This window comes from Gordonia phthalatica, assembly GCF_001305675.1.
Classification (GTDB): domain Bacteria; phylum Actinomycetota; class Actinomycetes; order Mycobacteriales; family Mycobacteriaceae; genus Gordonia; species Gordonia phthalatica.
In genome coordinates this window covers 4,138,844-4,155,236 of the sequence record NZ_CP011853.1, presented here as the reverse complement: position 1 = coordinate 4,155,236, position 16,393 = coordinate 4,138,844, and the positions used below count along the sequence as shown (strand labels likewise).

Genomic DNA, 16,393 nt, shown 5'->3' with positions numbered 1-16,393 from the left:
GCAGTGGGGCGCAAAACGGGTGGGAATAGAGTGATAATTGGGACCATGAGTTTGCGGGGTGCACGAGGGGCCGCCGCGATCGTTGCCGTGCTCGCCATGGTGCTCGCGATGACATCCTGCTCCTCCGATGACGGAACCGACGCTTCACGCGCGGTACAGGCGTTCGCTGATGCGATGAGCAGGCAGGACACCCAGGGTGCCGCCGACATGACGACCTCGCCCAGTCAGGCGGCGCAGTCGCTCGGGGTGACGTTCGCCGGCATGCACGCCAAGGAGTTGTCCGTCGAGACCGGGCGCCTGGTGGAGTACAGCGACGGAAGCGCCTCCTTCAGCCTCACCACCACCTGGAATTGGTCCGGCGACCACGAGTTCGAGACCAAGACGTCGGGCTCGGCGCGGCGACTCTCGTCGGGATGGAAGGTCCAGTGGGATCCGGGTCTGCTGTACACCGGACTGACCGCCGACGGCCGCCTGCAGGAGGTGCGGACCGACGCCAAGCCCGCCCCCACCGTCCGCGCGGACAACGGCAAACCGTTCATGCAGATGGAACCGGTCAACGAGATCACCATCAATCCCGCCACCACCAAGGACCTCGACAAGACAGTCCGGGCCCTCGCTGCCGCCGTCGCCCCCGTGGCGCCCAAGGTGACGGTCAAGTCGATCAACAAGCAGTTGGACGCCGCGCCAGGTCAGGAGATCATCGCGGTCACGCTGCGTGACTCCGACATGCAGATGGTCGATTCGGACCCGTCGCGCATCGCGGGCGTCAACGTCAACAAGACCGGCATGCTCGTGATGAGCGACCGTCGCCTGTCGACCCCGTTGAGCGCGGGCATCACCAACTACTGGAACGCGATCCGCGATGCGACCGCCGGCTGGCAGGTGCAACTGGTGGCGCCCGGCGCACCGCCGCAGAAGCTGGCGGGACATCAGGGCGGTGCGGCCCCCGATGTGAAGACCACCGTCGATGCGGCCCAGCAGTTGGCGCTCGGGGCCGCCGTCGTCGAAGTGGCGCAGCCGGCCACCATGATGACTCTCGACGCCAAGACCGGCGGAATCCTGGCGATGGCGCAGAACGACGCCGCAGCCAAGAACAAGGTCGACGCCGACATCGCCTACCCGGTCGGCAGCACGCTGGACCCGGTCTTCGACGCCATCGAGGCGGCGGGGAAAGCCAAGGACAAGGGGACCGTCGACTCCGCCCTGCACTCCCTCGGCATCGGCCTGGAGTACACGGTTCCGGGCATGAGCCTCCCGCAGAACCGGAAGCCGCGCATCGCCGCCGCCGCGTACCGGCCGAAGGATTTCACCGCGTCGATGATGAGCATGGCCGCCCTCGGCGTGGCCCTGGAGCGGGCGGCCGACGGCCAGAAGAGTGCGGTCGCGCCCTTCGTGATCCACGGGGCCAAGACCAAGGTGGCCGGCGGCGATCTGGGGCAGCTCGACCCCGCCGTCGTGAATCAGATCCGCGACAAGATGGCTGTCACCGCGAAGTCCGGCGACGCCAGCGACATCACCGGGGCACCCGGACTGCGTGCCCTGGTCGGCACCAACGGCCCGCAGGGGCCCGGCTGGTTCGTCGGCTCGCAGGGCGGCACGGTGATCGTCATCTATTGCGAGGGTGATCGGTCGGGGACAGCGGCACTGCAGGTGCTGCAGAAGTACTTCCGCGTGAAGTAGCGGTTCTGACGACGTGACCGGGTTCGGTCACGTCGTCGTGCGGCTCACCAGCCGCGCGACGCCGCGCCAACCGAGCAGCAGAACGGCCGTCGCGACCGAGGCGACGATGCAGAAGGTCAGCGCAGTGCCCTGGCCGGAGGCGACGCGCAGCAGCATGCCGACCACGACGGTCGACACCCACACGATCACGCCTGCGGGCCACAGGGAGGCCGGAGCGAACGAAGGGCGGTCTCTCGTCGCCGCGGCGGCGATCACCCAGCCGACGGCGGCACCGACGAGGAACGGCCACAGGCTGTGCAGGAACCCGGTGACGGAACCCGACTCGTCGTGGCTGCGGCGACCGATCGCGATGAAGACGACGATCGCGAGCACATCGAAGGCGGTGGGCCAGACGACGCGGCGGGAGAGCGGAGGAACGGTCATGGCTCCAGCCTAGGAGGCCGGCCCTACGAGCCGCCTCCGGCGGTCGGAGGACGGGGGTCTTCCGGCTTGGGGCGGATGGGCATCGCAGTGCCGGGATCGATCGCCGGCTGCTTCTGCGTGGTGTCGTCGGCGATCTCGTCGTCGAGGCTCCGGCCCGACTTGAACCGGCCGCGGTAGCGGATGGCGATGATGACCCAGCCGACCAGGGCGACGAGCACGTAGCTCACGATGCGGTAGACGAGGACGGCGGTGACCGCGTCCGCGCCGGTCATGCCGGCCTGCACCAGGGCTGCGAACATGACGCTGTCGACGACGCCGATGCCCGCGGGCAACAGCGGGATCGCGGTTCCGACCGCCTTGCCCGCCGCGTACGCGACCATCAGCCCGGGGATGGACGGGTGCGCGTCGACCGCGTAACAGGCGGCTGCCAGACAGGCGACGTCGGCGATCCAGTTGAACAGGCTCCAGCCGAAGGCCTCGGTGGCGTTGCGGCGGTCGAGTTTCACCGCCTGCAGCTGGGTGATGATCTGGTGCAGTTTGTCGGCGCCGTGGTCGGACGGCTTGTCGCGGAACCGGTTGAACCACGAGAGCAGGCGGGCGGCGATGATCTCCAACGCCTGCGGGTGGCTCGCCATGTACTGGACCACGGCGACGAAGACGACGAACATCGAGACGGTGAAGATCACCGAGAACGGGCTGGTCTTGGCGCCGGCGAGGAGGGCGCCGCCGAGTCCGAGGAGGGCCAGGCCGGAACCGGCGAGCAGCCCGGACATCACCAGCTGCCACGACGCGACGACCGGCGTCGCGCCCCAGCGGCGGCTTTCGCGATAGATGAAGGCGGGAGCCAGGACCTGACCGCCCGGCATGGTCTGGGAGACCGAGTTCGACGCCAGGATCACCGCGAGCGATTCGCGCTGCCGCACCCGGACGCCCGCCGACCGCATCAGGACGCGCTGCACATGCCCGTAGCTGTCCATGGACAGCATCGCGGCGATGATCGAGACCAGCACCCACTCCCACCGGAGGTGTCGCAGCTGGTCCCAGGCCTGTGACAGCTTGGGCCAGATCAGAACGGCTTCGGTCGCGAGGACGCCGACGACGATGACGAGCAGCGCCCATCGGAGCCAACGACGCCAGGGTTTCGAGGCGGTCCGGTGTCCCGGAGCCCCCTCGGCGCCCTGGTCGGTGTCGTCGTCAGGCATGGGTTCCACCCTAACCGCCCGGTGGAGCAGTGCCTATTCGCTGTCGTCCGGGCGCTGCTGCTGAGCCCGGCTGCGGCGCAGCAGGTCCTGCACGCTGATCTGGTTGCCTTCGTCGCCTCGGTCGGACCGCAGCTCCCGCGCGGACACCGGTGACTCCGGAGTCTCCGGGACCGGAGCGGGCGGTACCGGAGCCTGCGGTCGCGGTGCGGGCGCCTGCGGACGGGCCTCGGGCTGCGGTGCCGGTCGAGGAGCCGGACGCGGAGGTGCAGGCATCGGACCGGACCGTCCCGGCATCGGACGGGGTGACGGGACGCGACGCGGCGGAACCGGGGCGCCCACCGGACGTCGCCCTGCCTGCGGGCGACCGACCTCGGAGATCGGCCGCGGCGCCGGGGCCTCCGGCTTGGCCGGCTGGGGCCGCTGCTCGGGCGCGGTCTGACGAACCCCGCTCAGGCCCAGCTTCCATGAGCCGGTGTCCGGGCCGGAGTCGCGACGGCCGGGCCGCTTCGGCGGTTCGACGACGTCGTCTACCAGTTCGTCGAGCGTGCTGTCGGCGGTCGGAACGGGGCCACTGTCCGCCTCGGCGGGGCCGTCCTGACGGGACAGGGAACGCCACCGGCCGGTGGGTTCGGCGCGGCCGGCGACAGGTCGCGGGGGCACGGCGCGCATCGCGGTGGTCGGTGCCTCGGCCGCGGCCACCACGCCGCCCGACGTTCCGCCGGGCAGCGAATCGAAGTAGTCGGGACGCTTCAAGCTCGGGTCGTCGTCGAGGATGGTCTCGCCGAGGCCGATCTTCTGCTGCAGTCGCTGCATCCATCGGGGCGACCACCAGCAGTCGTCGCCCAGCAGCTTCATGATCGACGGCACCAGCAGCATGCGGATCACCGTCGCGTCGAGGATCAGCGCCGCGATCATGCCGTACGCGATGTACTTCATCATCACGATCTCCGACAGACCGAACGCGCCGGTCACGACCACGAGGATGGCCGCGGCCGCGGTGATGATGCGACCGGTGTGCGCGGTGCCGACGCGGATCGCCTCCGTGGTCGACGCGCCCTGGGCTCTGGCCTCCACCATGCGGGAGAGCAGGAATATCTCATAGTCCGTCGAGAGGCCGTAGATGATCGCGATGATCAGGACCAGCACCGCGGCGAACAGCGGACCGGGCGTGAAGTTGGCGATCGACGCACCGTGACCGTCGATGAAGATCCACGTCAGGATGCCCAGCGTGGAGCCGAGACCCAAGGCGGTCATCAGCGCCGCCTTGATCGGCAGGATGATGGAGCCGAACGCCAGGAACATGAGTAGACCGGTCACCAGCACCAGCAGGATCGCCATCAACGGCAGCCGGGAGATCAGCGAGTCGATCGAGTCCTGCGTCAACGCGGGGGTGCCTGCCACGTAGACGTGCAGACCCTGATCGTCGATGCTGCGCAACTCCTTGATCGCCTCGGCCGCGGTGTTGCGGTCGACGAGACCCGCCGACATCTGCTGGACACCCCAGCCGGTCGCCTCATCGCCGTAGACGCCGTCCATGCCGCCGCCGTCGGCGCTCGTCGAGAACGGCCGGGTGAAGCCGGGGATCTTGTTGGCCTCGTCGGCGATCTTCTCGATCTTGGCCGCCGCGTCCTGGTCGTTCTGGTTGTAGAGGACGACCAGTTTGAGGTCCTCGGTGCGTTCGGCGGGGAACTGCTTGTCGAAGTTCTCCTGAGCGACGCGGCTCGGGTGGTCGGGCGGCAGGTAGGCCTCGCTCAGGCCGCCGAACTGAATGTTGCCGAACGGGATGATCAGCGCGAGCAACAGGATGATCGTGGGGGCCGCGGTCTTGACCGGGTGCTTCATCACCCAACCGGCGAGCTTGCCCCAAAAACCCGCCTCGACCTCTTCGCGGGTCTTGGTGCGCCGCAGGAACGGCAGGCCGAGCGCGTCGATCCGTTTGCCGAGGATCGCGAGGATCGCGGGCAGCACGGTGATCGACAGCATCGCCGCCAGAAAGACCGAGGCGAGGGCGCCGTAAGCGACCGACTTCAAGAAGGCCTGCGGGAACATCAGCAGGCAGGCGAGGGCGGCGACGATGATCGTCGCGGAGAAGACCACCGTCTGACCGGCGGTCATGACGGTTCTCTTGACCGCGGCCTCGACCGTATAGCCCTCCGCTAACTCTTCTCTGAATCGGCTGACGATGAAGAGTCCGTAGTCGATGGCGATGCCCAGGCCGATCAGTGTCACCACCGACTGGGCGAAGATGTTGAGCTCGGTGAGCTGGGCCAGGACCTTCATGATGCCGAGGGAGCCGGCGATCGTCAGACCGCCGATGAAGACCGGGAGAACGGCGGCCACCACGCCGCCGAAGACAAAGAAGAGCATGAGCGCCACCACCGGCAGGGCGATGAGTTCGGCGCGATGGATGTCGTCGTCCATGCCCTGGCTCATGCCCGCAGCGATCGGTTGCAGACCGGCGAGTTGGAACTCGGTGCCGGGCAGGTCGTAACGTTCGGCCAGATTGTCGAAGAACGGTTGGATGGTCTTGAAGTTGTTCAGGATCGTAGTGTCGTCGTCACCGGCGACACCGATGGAGACGAAGCCGTGCTTTCGGTCGGCCGTCCACATCCGTTCCTGTTTCATCTCCGCTGCCGTGGCACCCGCACCGGCGGAGCCCTGGTCGAACGGGTCGATGATGCCCGGGTGCCCGTCGTCGCTGTTGCGACTGACGATGTCGGGGTGTTCCTTGACCAGGTCGTCGACGATGTTCTCGATCTTCGCGCCGAACGCGGCGTCGTCGACCTTGGTGCCGTCGGGCGGCGTGATCAGCAGGATGACATCGGACTTGTGGTCGCGCCCCAACGCCTGGTCGGCGATGACGGAGCCTGCGACCGACTCCGAGTTCGGGTCGAACCATCCGCTCTGGGACAGGTACTGCGGCAGATTGATGCCGTACAGTCCCAGGCCGCCCATCAGTGCGATGAGGACGGCGATGACGGTGTAGCGCATCCGATAGACGAATGAGCCGATGGATCCGAACACGCCGGTGTCCTTCCTACTTTCGGGTACAGAAGTGCGATTGTCGCAGGCTTGCCTGAGAAAAACCCCACGCCGTTTCAGGTTTTACCCACGTCGTTGCAGGTTTTTCAAGGTGCGGGCTACTTGAGCAAGGCACTGAGCGGACGGAACGGGGTGAGCCAGGCGCCCTCGTCGGGCAGGGAGTCCAGGCTGATGCGCGGCAGCGGTTCGCGGAACACTCCGGGGATGTCCTCGAGGTCGACGAACTCGATGTCGTCGCAGGTCAGCGCCCAGCTCGCGTGTTCTCGGAAGCCGATGACCACGACCTGGACGCCTTCGGCGGCGAGCTCCAGAAGCGGCTCGCGGAAGGCCTGGCCGTCGGCCGACGCGACGATGACGCCCGCGAGGCCGGGGGTGTGACGTCGCACTTGAATGTGGTCGAGCATGTCGGAGTCGACATCACTGTCGTCGGTGAGCTTCGGCTTGGCGAAGACTGAGTAACCGACATTTCGGAGGGCCTCGACCCAGGGCCGCACCACTTCGGCGCTGCCCGGGACGATGTTGGTGAAGACGGTGGCCTCGGGCTCGACCTCGGTGCGGAGCGTGGCGCCGAGCGTCGCGGTGCGCTTGAGGATCCAACGACCGAGCGCATCGAACCGGGGGCGATGCGCGGCGGTCGGTCGGCCGCCGAGGATTCCGCCGAGTCCCATGTCCATGTTCGGGGCGTCCCACACCAGCAGGACGCGCGGCGTGCCGCTGACGCCGGAGATCGATTCGGAGAACTCCGGTGACATCATTGATCCTCACTGTCGGTGCTGCGGGCCGCCTTGGGGTGCGGCTTCACGTAGACGAACTCGTTGACCTCGCGGCCCTCCACCTGGGCGCGTCCCTCGAACTTGGTGGTGGGGCGCTCCAACAGGATCGGTGAATCGAAGGTCAGCGGGACCACGTGCGGACGGTCGGGGTTCTGCGTGGCCATCAGTTCGGCGATCCACAATGCGTAGTCCGCGTGGTCGGTCGCGATGTGCAGGACGCCGCCCGGCTTCAGTCGATCGGCGATGAGTTCGATGGTCCCCGACTGCAGGAAGCGCCGCTTGTGATGGCGGGACTTGGGCCACGGGTCGGGGAAGAACACGCGGACGCCGGTGAGCGAGTTCGGCTCCACCAGTTCGGTCAGGACGACGGTCGCGTCGCCGCGGATCATCCGGACGTTGGTCAGACCCGCGCGGTCGACCAGGCCGATGAGCTGCGCCAAGCCGGGCTGGTACACCTCGACGGCCACCACATCGGCCTCCGGCTCGGCTTCGGCCATCGCGGCGGTCGAGATGCCGGTGCCGCTGCCCACCTCGATGATCAGCGGAGCCTCGCGGCCGAACCATTCCGGAGCGTTCAGAGCGGGTTCGTCGACGCGGTCGGGGCCGGTCCGGAGATCGCGGCCCAGCGTCGGCCACAGATTCGCCCAATTCCGCTGCTGTCCGGTGGTCAGACTGCCGCGACGAAAGCGGAAACTGGTGACTCGCGGATAGAGACGAGAGCGGTCGGTATCAGGCGCCGATCCCTCGGCGGCGTCGGTATTCACCCCTCCATGGTGTCCTATTTCCACTGCTCGATCACAATGGACGCGCCTTTACGGGCAGTTTCTTGACCGCTTTCGCCAGAGTGACGAATTATGTCGGACCCGAGAGGTAGGTTCACTTCATAACAATCGCCTTGGGGGAGGTGGACGGGGTGGAAGAGCCTTTCGGCAACACACTCGGGTCTCGATCGGTCCGGCCGCGGAGTCGGCCGGTGGTGCTCGGCGTCTCCGGGTTGGCCGGTGCCGGTTGCACGACGATGGCCGCAGCCTTGCGGGAGCGGTTCGGCGTCGAGACGACGATCGGTGACGCGAGTGTGCCGCCGGATCTCTTGATTCGCGTGATCGGCGCCCAGCTCCGCAGCCGGGACCGCGCGTTGATCGACGCGGCGGCGACGCCGGTGCTGGTGGTCGCCGGTAAGGCTGACACCCGCACCGACGCGCGGCGGCTCGCCGCCGAAGCGGCGGCGGAACTCGGCCGTCCGGTGTACCCGGTGTCAGGGCTCCTCGCCGCGGTCCGCCTCGACGCCGACGACGTGGAACTCCTGCGCCGGTGGGAGCAGGCGGGAGTGCGGGTGCCGCGGGCCGCGGCCGAGTTCGCGGGCGACGATCCGACCGAGCGAGACCGCGCACGCATGATGGGCAGGCTCGGACGGTGCGGCCTCCTCGCGGCGTTCGCGGACCTCGGCGAACGACCCGCAGCGACGGCCGCGGACCTCACCGGGATGCTGCGGGCGCGCAGCGGCATCGATGCCCTGGCCGACCCGATCGCGGGGGCGGCCGGTCAGATCGCGGAAGGCCGTCGTGTCCGCCGCCTGTTCGAGCTGCGGCTGCGCGCCGCCCGCGGTCCCGATCGGGCGGCGATGGAGCAGCGGCTCCTCGCGGAGTCGCTGTCATGACCCCGGCAGCACAGCCCCCGACCCTGCTGATCGCAGGCACCGCAGGCGCCGAACCCGGACGGCTGGCCCGAGCCCTGTGCGGCGGTGGCTGGGCGGGGAGCATCGTCGTCATCGGGGCGCCCGCAGACATCGGGCGCCTCGCAGTCCGGCCGAACCGAGCTCTCCTCGCGCTCGACATGTCGATGCCGGCGGACGAGGAGGAGGATCGCCTGCTCGAGGCGTTCGCAGCGGCCGGGCTCCCCACCGCGCTTGTCGCCTGCTGCGTGGACGCCTTCCCCGCGTGGCCGCGGACCCTCGCCGCCTCCCGGAGGCGACTCGACCCGGACCGCAGACTGGCGGTCTTTGCGACCGCCGCCGCACTGGCCGACGAGCCCGACGTCGCCTCCGGGATCCCGGAACTGGCGGCCTGGTGCGCGGCCGGACCGGATCCGACGAGTGTCCCGACGGTTCCGACACAGCCACCGACGGTCTCCGGGCGACCGACCGGGTCAGCGACCGCCATCGTGCGGGCGGACCGGCTCGCCGGGCTCCGCGCGGGGATCGTCGCGGCGCGGGCCGAGGCTGCGTCGTCGACCCGCGCGGCCCTCGCCGAGGTCCATCGGCACGCGTCGACGGCCGGTGCCGCAGACACCTTCACCGAGTGGTTGCCTGCGGTTCTCGATGGGGTGGAGCAGCGGTCGCGGGCGCTGTTCCTGCAGCGGCTGGCACAGGTGCGGGCCGCAGCACTGTGTGGGCTGGGCACCGTCGGTCAGCTCCCGTCGCCGGATTCGACCGCGGGAGGTGATCCGCCGATGCCGCCGCCGCGCCGACGAGCCGGACCCGAGGATCTGATGGTCCTGCTCGTCGGGGCGTCGATGGGGTTCGGCATCGGTCGCATGATCGTGGCGCCGAGCCTCGCGTGGGCCGGTTTCGGTGCCGCCGGAACGGTGCTGAGCATCATCACGGGGCTGCTCCTCGCGCTCTGGGTGGTGTCGGCGCGACGGGAGGCCTCGGTGCGCGCCGGTGTCGACCGGTGGGCCGTCGAATCGATCGCCCACCGCCGGGCCGCCGTCGAACACTGGATCGGCGTTCACGCCGGAGCGTCGGAAGCCCACGTCAGCCGAGAGATATGGAACCGAACGCGCCCGTCGCGCGTTGGGGAGAAGTGATGGACGAATTCGAGCACGAACCCATCTCACAGAGTGAAGATCGTCTCACTGCGGCACCCGGTGAACCGAGCCCCGTCCCCGCATGGATGGTGACCGATGCCACCTCGGATGACCTCGGTGCCGACGCTCACGACAACCTGTGGTGGTACTCCGATGGCACGGTGTGGGACCTGGGCCCCGCCGAGTTCGATGCTGACGGGGACGGGCGGGCTGACTCGCTGACCAGCGAGATCGAAGGCTTCAGCGCCATCTTGACCGACGCGGACGGTGACGGGCGGGTGGACCGCATGTCGGTTCTGCGCTCCGATGGGCGAGTTGCCGCGTGGCAGCTGGAGGACTCGGGGGGAGAATGGAATCCCACCGCCCTCGGGCGCGTTGAGTAAGGCAACCCTGCGTCGCCCCCGGGTTCCCGACGCAGGGAACGAGCGTATCCTGTGGCCAGTATGCGTTCGCACAGCCACTGCGCGCAGGCACCCGTGAATTTCGATGAGGAGATCCGCATGACCGCTGCGACCATTCCGGGCGTCGAGCCCGGAAACGCCCCCACCAATCACGCCGGGCTGATCGCCTGGGTGGCCGAGGTTGCGGAACTGACGCAGCCCGACCGCGTGGTGTGGTCGGACGGCAGCGACGAGGAGTGGGACCGTCTCACCGCAGAACTCGTCGAGGCCGGCACCATCAGCAAGCTGAACGAGGAGCACAAGCACAACTCGTTCCTCGCGCTGTCCGACCCCGCCGACGTCGCTCGCGTCGAATCGCGCACCTTCATCTGCAGTGCGACCGAGGAGCAGGCCGGTCCCACCAACAACTGGGTCGAGCCCGCCGAGATGCGCGCCACCATGACCGAGCTGTACCGCGGCAGCATGCGCGGACGCACCATGTACGTGATCCCGTTCTGCATGGGTCCGCTCGGCGCCGACGACCCGAAGCTCGGCATCGAGATCACCGACTCCGCGTACGTCGTTCTGTCGATGCGCATCATGACCCGCGTCGGCCCCAAGGTCCTCGAGGCACTGGGCGAGGACGGCTTCTTCGTCAAGGGCCTTCACTCGGTCGGCGCCCCCCTCGACGAGGGCCAGGCAGACGTCCCGTGGCCGTGCAACACCGAGAAGTACATCGTGCACTTCCCCGAGGACCGCGTCATCTGGTCGTACGGTTCGGGCTACGGCGGCAACGCGCTGCTGGGCAAGAAGTGTTACGCCCTGCGCATCGCGTCGGCGATGGCGCACGACGAGGGCTGGATGGCCGAGCACATGCTCATCCTGAAGCTCACCAGCCCCGAGAACAAGGTGTACTTCGTGGCCGCCGCGTTCCCGTCGGCCTGCGGCAAGACCAACCTCGCGATGATCGAGCCGACCCTCGACGGCTGGAAGGCGGAGACCGTCGGTGACGACATCGCCTGGATGCGCTTCGGCGAGGACGGCCGCCTGTATGCGGTGAACCCCGAGTTCGGCTTCTTCGGCGTCGCGCCCGGCACCAGCTACGACTCGAACCCGACGGCCATGAAGACGGTCGACGCGGGCAACACCATTTACACCAACGTCGCGCGCACGGACGACGGCGACGTGTGGTGGGAGGGCATCGACGGCCCCAAGCCCGCGCACCTGACCGACTGGCGCGGCAACGACTGGACCCCCGAGTCGGAGAACAAGGCCGCGCACCCGAACTCGCGCTACTGCACCCCGATGTCGCAGTGCCCGACCCTCGCCTCCGAGTGGGACGACCCGCAGGGTGTGCCGATCTCGGCGATCCTGTTCGGCGGCCGCCGCAAGACCACGATCCCGCTGGTCACGCAGGCCCGCGACTGGGACCACGCCGTGTTCATGGGCGCCACCGTCGGCTCTGAGCAGACCGCCGCCGCCGAGGGCAAGGTGGGCACCGTCCGCCGCGACCCGATGGCCATGCTGCCGTTCATGGGCTACCACGTCGGCGACTACGTCCAGCACTGGCTCGACATCGGCAACAAGGAGGGCGCACAGCTCCCCGCCGTGTTCTACGTCAACTGGTTCCGTCGCGGCGAGGACGGCCGCTTCCTGTGGCCGGGCTTCGGCGAGAACAGCCGCGTCCTGAAGTGGATGGTCGACCGTATCGAAGGCAACGTCGAGGGCATCGAGACCCCGATCGGCACCGTCGCCGCCCCGGGTGAGCTGGACCTGACCGGTCTGGACGTCGCCGAGGCCGACCTCGCGGAGGCTCTCGCAGTCAACGCCGACGAGTGGCGCGAAGAGCTGCCGACCATCGAGGAGTGGTTCAACTTCATCGACGACGGCAAGGGCAAGCTCCCCGCCGAGATGACCGCTCAGCTTCAGGAACTGCGCACCCGCCTCGGCTGACGCACTGACGCGAAGCGGCCCGACCGGTTCTCCGGTCGGGCCGCTGTCGTCTTCCGTGTCGCCATTTTCACAGCCTGATCACAGGAGTTTCCGGGGACTCCCTGATGCGCAGGCGGGCCGCGTCTGACACGGTTGATGCCATGACGCAAACAGCACCGGCAGGCAGGCACGCGATGATCGCGGCACGCGCGGACAACGTGGTCAAGACCTACGGCAGCGGCGACACCGTCGTACACGCCCTCGCCGGCGTCTCGATCGGCTTCCGCGGTGGCGAGTTCACCGCGATCATGGGGCCGTCGGGTTCGGGAAAGTCGACCCTCATGCACTGCCTCGCGGGACTGGACACCGTCACCGGCGGCTCGGTCGCGATCGGTGACGTGAACCTCGACGGACTCTCCGACAAGGACATGACCAAGCTGCGGCGCGACCGCATCGGCTTCGTCTTCCAGGCCTTCAACCTGGTCCCGACCCTGACGGCGGAGGAGAACATCACCCTTCCCCAGGGCATCGCCGGTCGCGAGGTGGACCGCGAATGGTTCGACACCGTCGTCGACCGCCTCGGCATCCGTCAGCGGCTGACGCACCGCCCGAGCGAACTCTCCGGCGGCCAACAACAGCGCGTGGCCTGCGCCCGCGCCCTCGTCGGGCGCCCCGACATCATCTTCGGCGACGAACCCACCGGCAACCTGGACTCCCGCTCGTCCACCGAAGTGCTGGAGATCCTGCGGGCCGCGACCGACGAGTTCAACCAGACCGTCGTCATCGTGACGCACGATCCGCGCGCCGCGTCCTACGCCGACCGCGTGGTCTTCCTCGCCGACGGCCAGATCGTCCGCGAACTGCAGCGTCCCACCGCCGACGACGTCTTCGAGGTGATGCGCAACCTCGACGATCCCGCGCAGCAGACCGCCGACGGCGGGGCGCCGGAGCAGACCGGCGGGGTGAACTGATCGATGGCATCGACTGTGATGCGCAAGGTCTCCCTGAGGAGCCTTGCGTCCCATAAACTCCGCCTGATCCTCACGGTGTTCTCGGTGGTGCTCGGCACCAGCTTCGTCGCCGGAGCGGTCATCTTCACCTCGACGGTCGGCGGTGCGTTCAACTCGATCTTCGACAACGTCGCCAAGGGCGTCTCCGTCGAGATCAGCGCCGTGGAGCAGCAGTCGTCGGGTATCCCGAACGCCGTCGTCGACGACCTCACGAAGAACAAGAAGCAGCTCGGCATCGACCGCCTCTCGACCGGCAACACCGGATCGGTGACCCTCGCAGACGCGTCGGGACGGGCCATCCAGACCGGCGGCGCCCCCAGCGTCGGCCTCAGCTATGAGCCCGCGGACACGGCCGTCGGCGAGCAGCCGACCATCGTCGACGGGCGCGCCCCCGAGCGCAGCGGCGAGATCGCCGTCAACTCCGAGGCGGCGTCGAAGGGCGACCTCAAGGTCGGCAGCAAGACCAAGGTGGTCGTCGGTGCCGGGCTGTCGAAGCCGATGGAGGTGACGGTCGTCGGCATCACCGAGATGCCGTCGTCCACCGGCGGCTACGTCGGCGTCCTGTTCGATCGTGCGAGTGCTGCGAAACTGTTCTCCGACGGCAAGCATGTGGCCACCGTGGATCTGACCGCACGACCCGGTGTCACCGACACGCAGCTGCGCGACGCCGTGCACGCTCACCTGGCGAAGCTCATCGAGCAACAGGGCCAGAAGATCGACCTCGACAAGGTCTACCAGGTGCGGACCGGTGAGCAGGTCCGCGAGGACCAGAAGGCGAGCATCGATCAGTTCCTGACGATCTTCCGCACCATCCTGCTGGCCTTCGCCGGCATCGGTCTGCTGGTCGGCACCTTCATCATCTACAACACCTTCTCGATGATCGTCGCGCAGCGAAACCGCGAGCTCGCCCTGCTGCGCGCCATCGGCGCCAGCCGCAAGAACGTCTCACGCTCGGTGCTGCTGGAGGCCCTCATCGTCGGCGTCATCGGCGGTGTGCTGGGCCTTGCGCTCGGCATCGGCATCGCGGCTGCGATGATCGCCTTCACCGAATCGCAGGGCGTGCCGTCCAACGGCATCGAGGTCGGGGCGGGCGCCATCGGCGCCGCGATCTTCGTCGGCGTCGTGGTCACCCTGCTCAGCGCGTGGATCCCGGCGCGCCGCGCCTCACGGATCCCGCCGGTCGAGGCCATGCGGGAGAGCACCGTGGAGCCGGGGGCCGGCTCACTGCGCACGCGAACCCTGATCGGGGCGATCATCGGCGTCCTCGGCATCGCTGCGCTGGTGATCGGCGGCCTCGGCGAGGGCACCGGACCGGCGATGACCGTCGGCCTCGGCGCGGTCCTGGCGATCGTCGCCGTGGTCCTCACCGCACCCGCCATCTCACGGCCGGTCGTCAGCGCCTTCGGCGCCGTCTTTGAGAAGCCGTTCGGCACCGTCGGCAAACTCGCCCGGACCAACGCGGTCCGCAATCCGCGCCGCACGGCGGCCACCGCGTTCGCGCTCACCCTCGGCCTGATGCTGGTGGTCATCATCGGCACGCTGGGATGGTCGTTCAAGGGCACCGTCGACTCCGCCGTCGACAAGGGACTGCGCGCGGACTTCGTCGTGACCGGCACCAACAACATGCCGCTGCCGCTGTCCGTGGTCGACTACGTGAAGGAGGCCGAGGGCGCCGAGAAGGTCGTCGCACAGGCCTACGGTGCCGCGAAGTACGACGGCCACGACGTCTACCTCAGCTCGCCGTACGGCGGGAACATCGGCGACGTCGCCTCCATCGACGTCCTGCAGGGCAAGCAGGAACTGCCGGGCGACGGCCTGCTGATCAGCGACACCACCGCCCGCGACAACGGGTGGAAGCTGGGACAGCACGTCATGTTCGTCAGCACCGACGGCGACGAGGTGCCGACCACGGTGACCGGAGTCTTCGCCGCCAACGAGGCCATCGCCTCGATGATGGTCGGCTGGGACTCGTACGAGAAGCTCGTCCCCAACGTGATGAAGCGGATCAGCGGCCCCGTCCTGGTGGTCGCGAAACCGGGTGTCAAGGCCGACGACCTGCGAACACAGCTCGAGGACGCGACCGCCGAATTCCTCACCGCCCAGGTGCAGGACCGGTCGCAGTTCAAGAACTCCATCTCGTCGCAGATCGACCAGATGATGATCACCCTGTACGCGCTGCTCGGACTGTCGCTGGTGATCGCCGTCCTCGGCATCATCAACACCCTCGCACTGTCGGTGGTGGAGCGGAAGCAGGAGATCGGCATGCTTCGCGCCGTCGGCATGAGCCGCGGCCAGGTGCGGCGCACCATCTACCTGGAGTCCACGTACATCGCGGTGTTCGGCGCCCTGCTGGGCACGGTGCTCGGGTTGGCGATCGGCGTTCCGCTGGTCCGGACCCTCGCTCATTGGGGCCTGGACGGCGTCGTCGTTCCGTGGGCGTTGATCGGCGGCACGCTGGTCGGCGCGGCCGTCGTCGGTGTCGTGGCCGCGCTGTGGCCGGCGGTGACCGCCGCGCGCACGCGTCCGCTGGAAGCGATCACGGCCGAATGATGCAGTGCAGCTGTCCGGTATACGGTGATCGGCATGAGTGATTCCAGCGGCGGTCGAACACGCACGGTGCTGTTGTCGCTGGTGGTGATCCTCGCCGTCGTCGTGCTGGGGCTGGTCGGATTCCTGGTGTTCGGGCAGCAGTTGAACGATCCGGGCTCCGACCAGGCGGCGACCACCACCGGAACGACCACGACACCGACCACCGCGACGACGGAGGAGACGACCACCGCGTCGCCGACGCCGACCTCGGAGCACACTCGACCGACGGCGGAACCCGGTTCGGTGACGTACCAACTCACCGGTTCGGGCGATGTGGTGGCGCTGGCCTTCCGCACCGACAACGGCCGCGAGGTGGTCGCGGCGACCGGTACGCCCTGGTCCAATCGGACCACGGTCTCCGACCGCGAGGTGGAGATGACCGCGATGGTGGTCCGCGGTGTGGTCACGTGCACCATCCTGCAGGGTGACGAACTCGTCGCCTCCAGCACCAGCCGCGGCGGTCCGCTGCGCTGTGCGGGCAAGCTGCCGCGATGAGCTAGTGTCCTGCGCGAAAACGGGCGATATCGGCGCGATTCGTGGTGACTGTGCGAGAAAGC

The 16,393-nt window shown here is 68.5% G+C and carries 13 protein-coding genes; 8 read left to right on the top strand and 5 right to left on the bottom strand.

The window, feature by feature from the left end; all coding sequences use genetic code 11:
• The first annotated feature begins 45 nt into the window (after positions 1-45).
• Entirely contained in the window at positions 46-1,680 is a 1,635-nt protein-coding gene (locus ACH46_RS19515) for an NTF2-like N-terminal transpeptidase domain-containing protein (RefSeq protein WP_062394438.1), read from the top strand.
• Positions 1,681-1,707: 27 nt separating this feature from the next.
• Here the strand turns inward: ACH46_RS19515 and ACH46_RS19510 are convergent, their stop codons facing one another.
• From ACH46_RS19510 to trmB, 5 genes are all read right to left on the bottom strand, one after another.
• Positions 1,708-2,103, bottom strand: a complete 396-nt coding sequence (locus tag ACH46_RS19510; RefSeq protein WP_062394437.1) for a DUF3054 domain-containing protein — start codon at positions 2,101-2,103, stop codon at positions 1,708-1,710.
• Between the two features lie 23 nt (positions 2,104-2,126).
• On the bottom strand, positions 2,127-3,305 hold the full coding sequence (locus ACH46_RS19505; RefSeq protein ID WP_062394435.1) for a lysylphosphatidylglycerol synthase transmembrane domain-containing protein: 1,179 nt from the start codon (positions 3,303-3,305) through the stop codon (positions 2,127-2,129).
• A 33-nt stretch (positions 3,306-3,338) separates the two neighbouring features.
• Positions 3,339-6,329, bottom strand: coding sequence for an MMPL family transporter (locus ACH46_RS19500; RefSeq protein ID WP_062394434.1), 2,991 nt, complete (start codon positions 6,327-6,329; stop codon positions 3,339-3,341).
• 116 nt (positions 6,330-6,445) lie between these two features.
• Entirely contained in the window at positions 6,446-7,099 is a 654-nt protein-coding gene (locus tag ACH46_RS19495; RefSeq protein ID WP_082399946.1) for an NYN domain-containing protein, read from the bottom strand.
• Positions 7,099-7,902, bottom strand: a complete 804-nt coding sequence (trmB, locus tag ACH46_RS19490; RefSeq protein WP_417935309.1) for a tRNA (guanosine(46)-N7)-methyltransferase TrmB — start codon at positions 7,900-7,902, stop codon at positions 7,099-7,101. Before trmB ends, ACH46_RS19495 begins: the two co-directional genes overlap by 1 nt.
• Positions 7,903-8,033: 131 nt before the next feature.
• Here trmB and ACH46_RS19485 point away from each other — a divergent pair, with 131 nt between their 5' ends.
• The 7 genes from ACH46_RS19485 to ACH46_RS19455 all read left to right on the top strand — a co-directional run bounded on the left by ACH46_RS19485 (position 8,034) and on the right by ACH46_RS19455 (position 16,331).
• Complete coding sequence (locus ACH46_RS19485) at positions 8,034-8,777, top strand: hypothetical protein (protein WP_062394430.1); 744 nt, start codon at positions 8,034-8,036, stop codon at positions 8,775-8,777.
• The gene (locus ACH46_RS19480) at positions 8,774-9,925 is read left to right on the top strand and encodes a hypothetical protein (RefSeq protein WP_062394428.1); all 1,152 of its coding nucleotides are present in this window, start codon (positions 8,774-8,776) and stop codon (positions 9,923-9,925) included. Before ACH46_RS19485 ends, ACH46_RS19480 begins: the two co-directional genes overlap by 4 nt.
• Positions 9,925-10,308 (top strand): DUF6802 family protein, encoded by a 384-nt coding sequence (locus ACH46_RS19475; protein ID WP_226995692.1) that lies wholly within the window; start codon positions 9,925-9,927, stop codon positions 10,306-10,308. Before ACH46_RS19480 ends, ACH46_RS19475 begins: the two co-directional genes overlap by 1 nt.
• A gap of 117 nt (positions 10,309-10,425) precedes the next feature.
• Positions 10,426-12,258 carry a phosphoenolpyruvate carboxykinase (GTP) gene (locus ACH46_RS19470; RefSeq protein ID WP_062395661.1) on the top strand — a complete coding sequence of 611 codons (1,833 nt, stop codon included), beginning with the start codon at positions 10,426-10,428 and terminating at the stop codon, positions 12,256-12,258.
• A gap of 140 nt (positions 12,259-12,398) precedes the next feature.
• On the top strand, positions 12,399-13,208 hold the full coding sequence (locus ACH46_RS19465) for an ABC transporter ATP-binding protein (protein WP_062394424.1): 810 nt from the start codon (positions 12,399-12,401) through the stop codon (positions 13,206-13,208).
• Between the two features lie 3 nt (positions 13,209-13,211).
• Complete coding sequence (locus ACH46_RS19460; protein WP_062394422.1) at positions 13,212-15,797, top strand: ABC transporter permease; 2,586 nt, start codon at positions 13,212-13,214, stop codon at positions 15,795-15,797.
• 33 nt (positions 15,798-15,830) lie between these two features.
• Positions 15,831-16,331 (top strand): hypothetical protein, encoded by a 501-nt coding sequence (locus ACH46_RS19455; RefSeq protein WP_062395659.1) that lies wholly within the window; start codon positions 15,831-15,833, stop codon positions 16,329-16,331.
• Positions 16,332-16,393 lie beyond the last annotated feature (62 nt).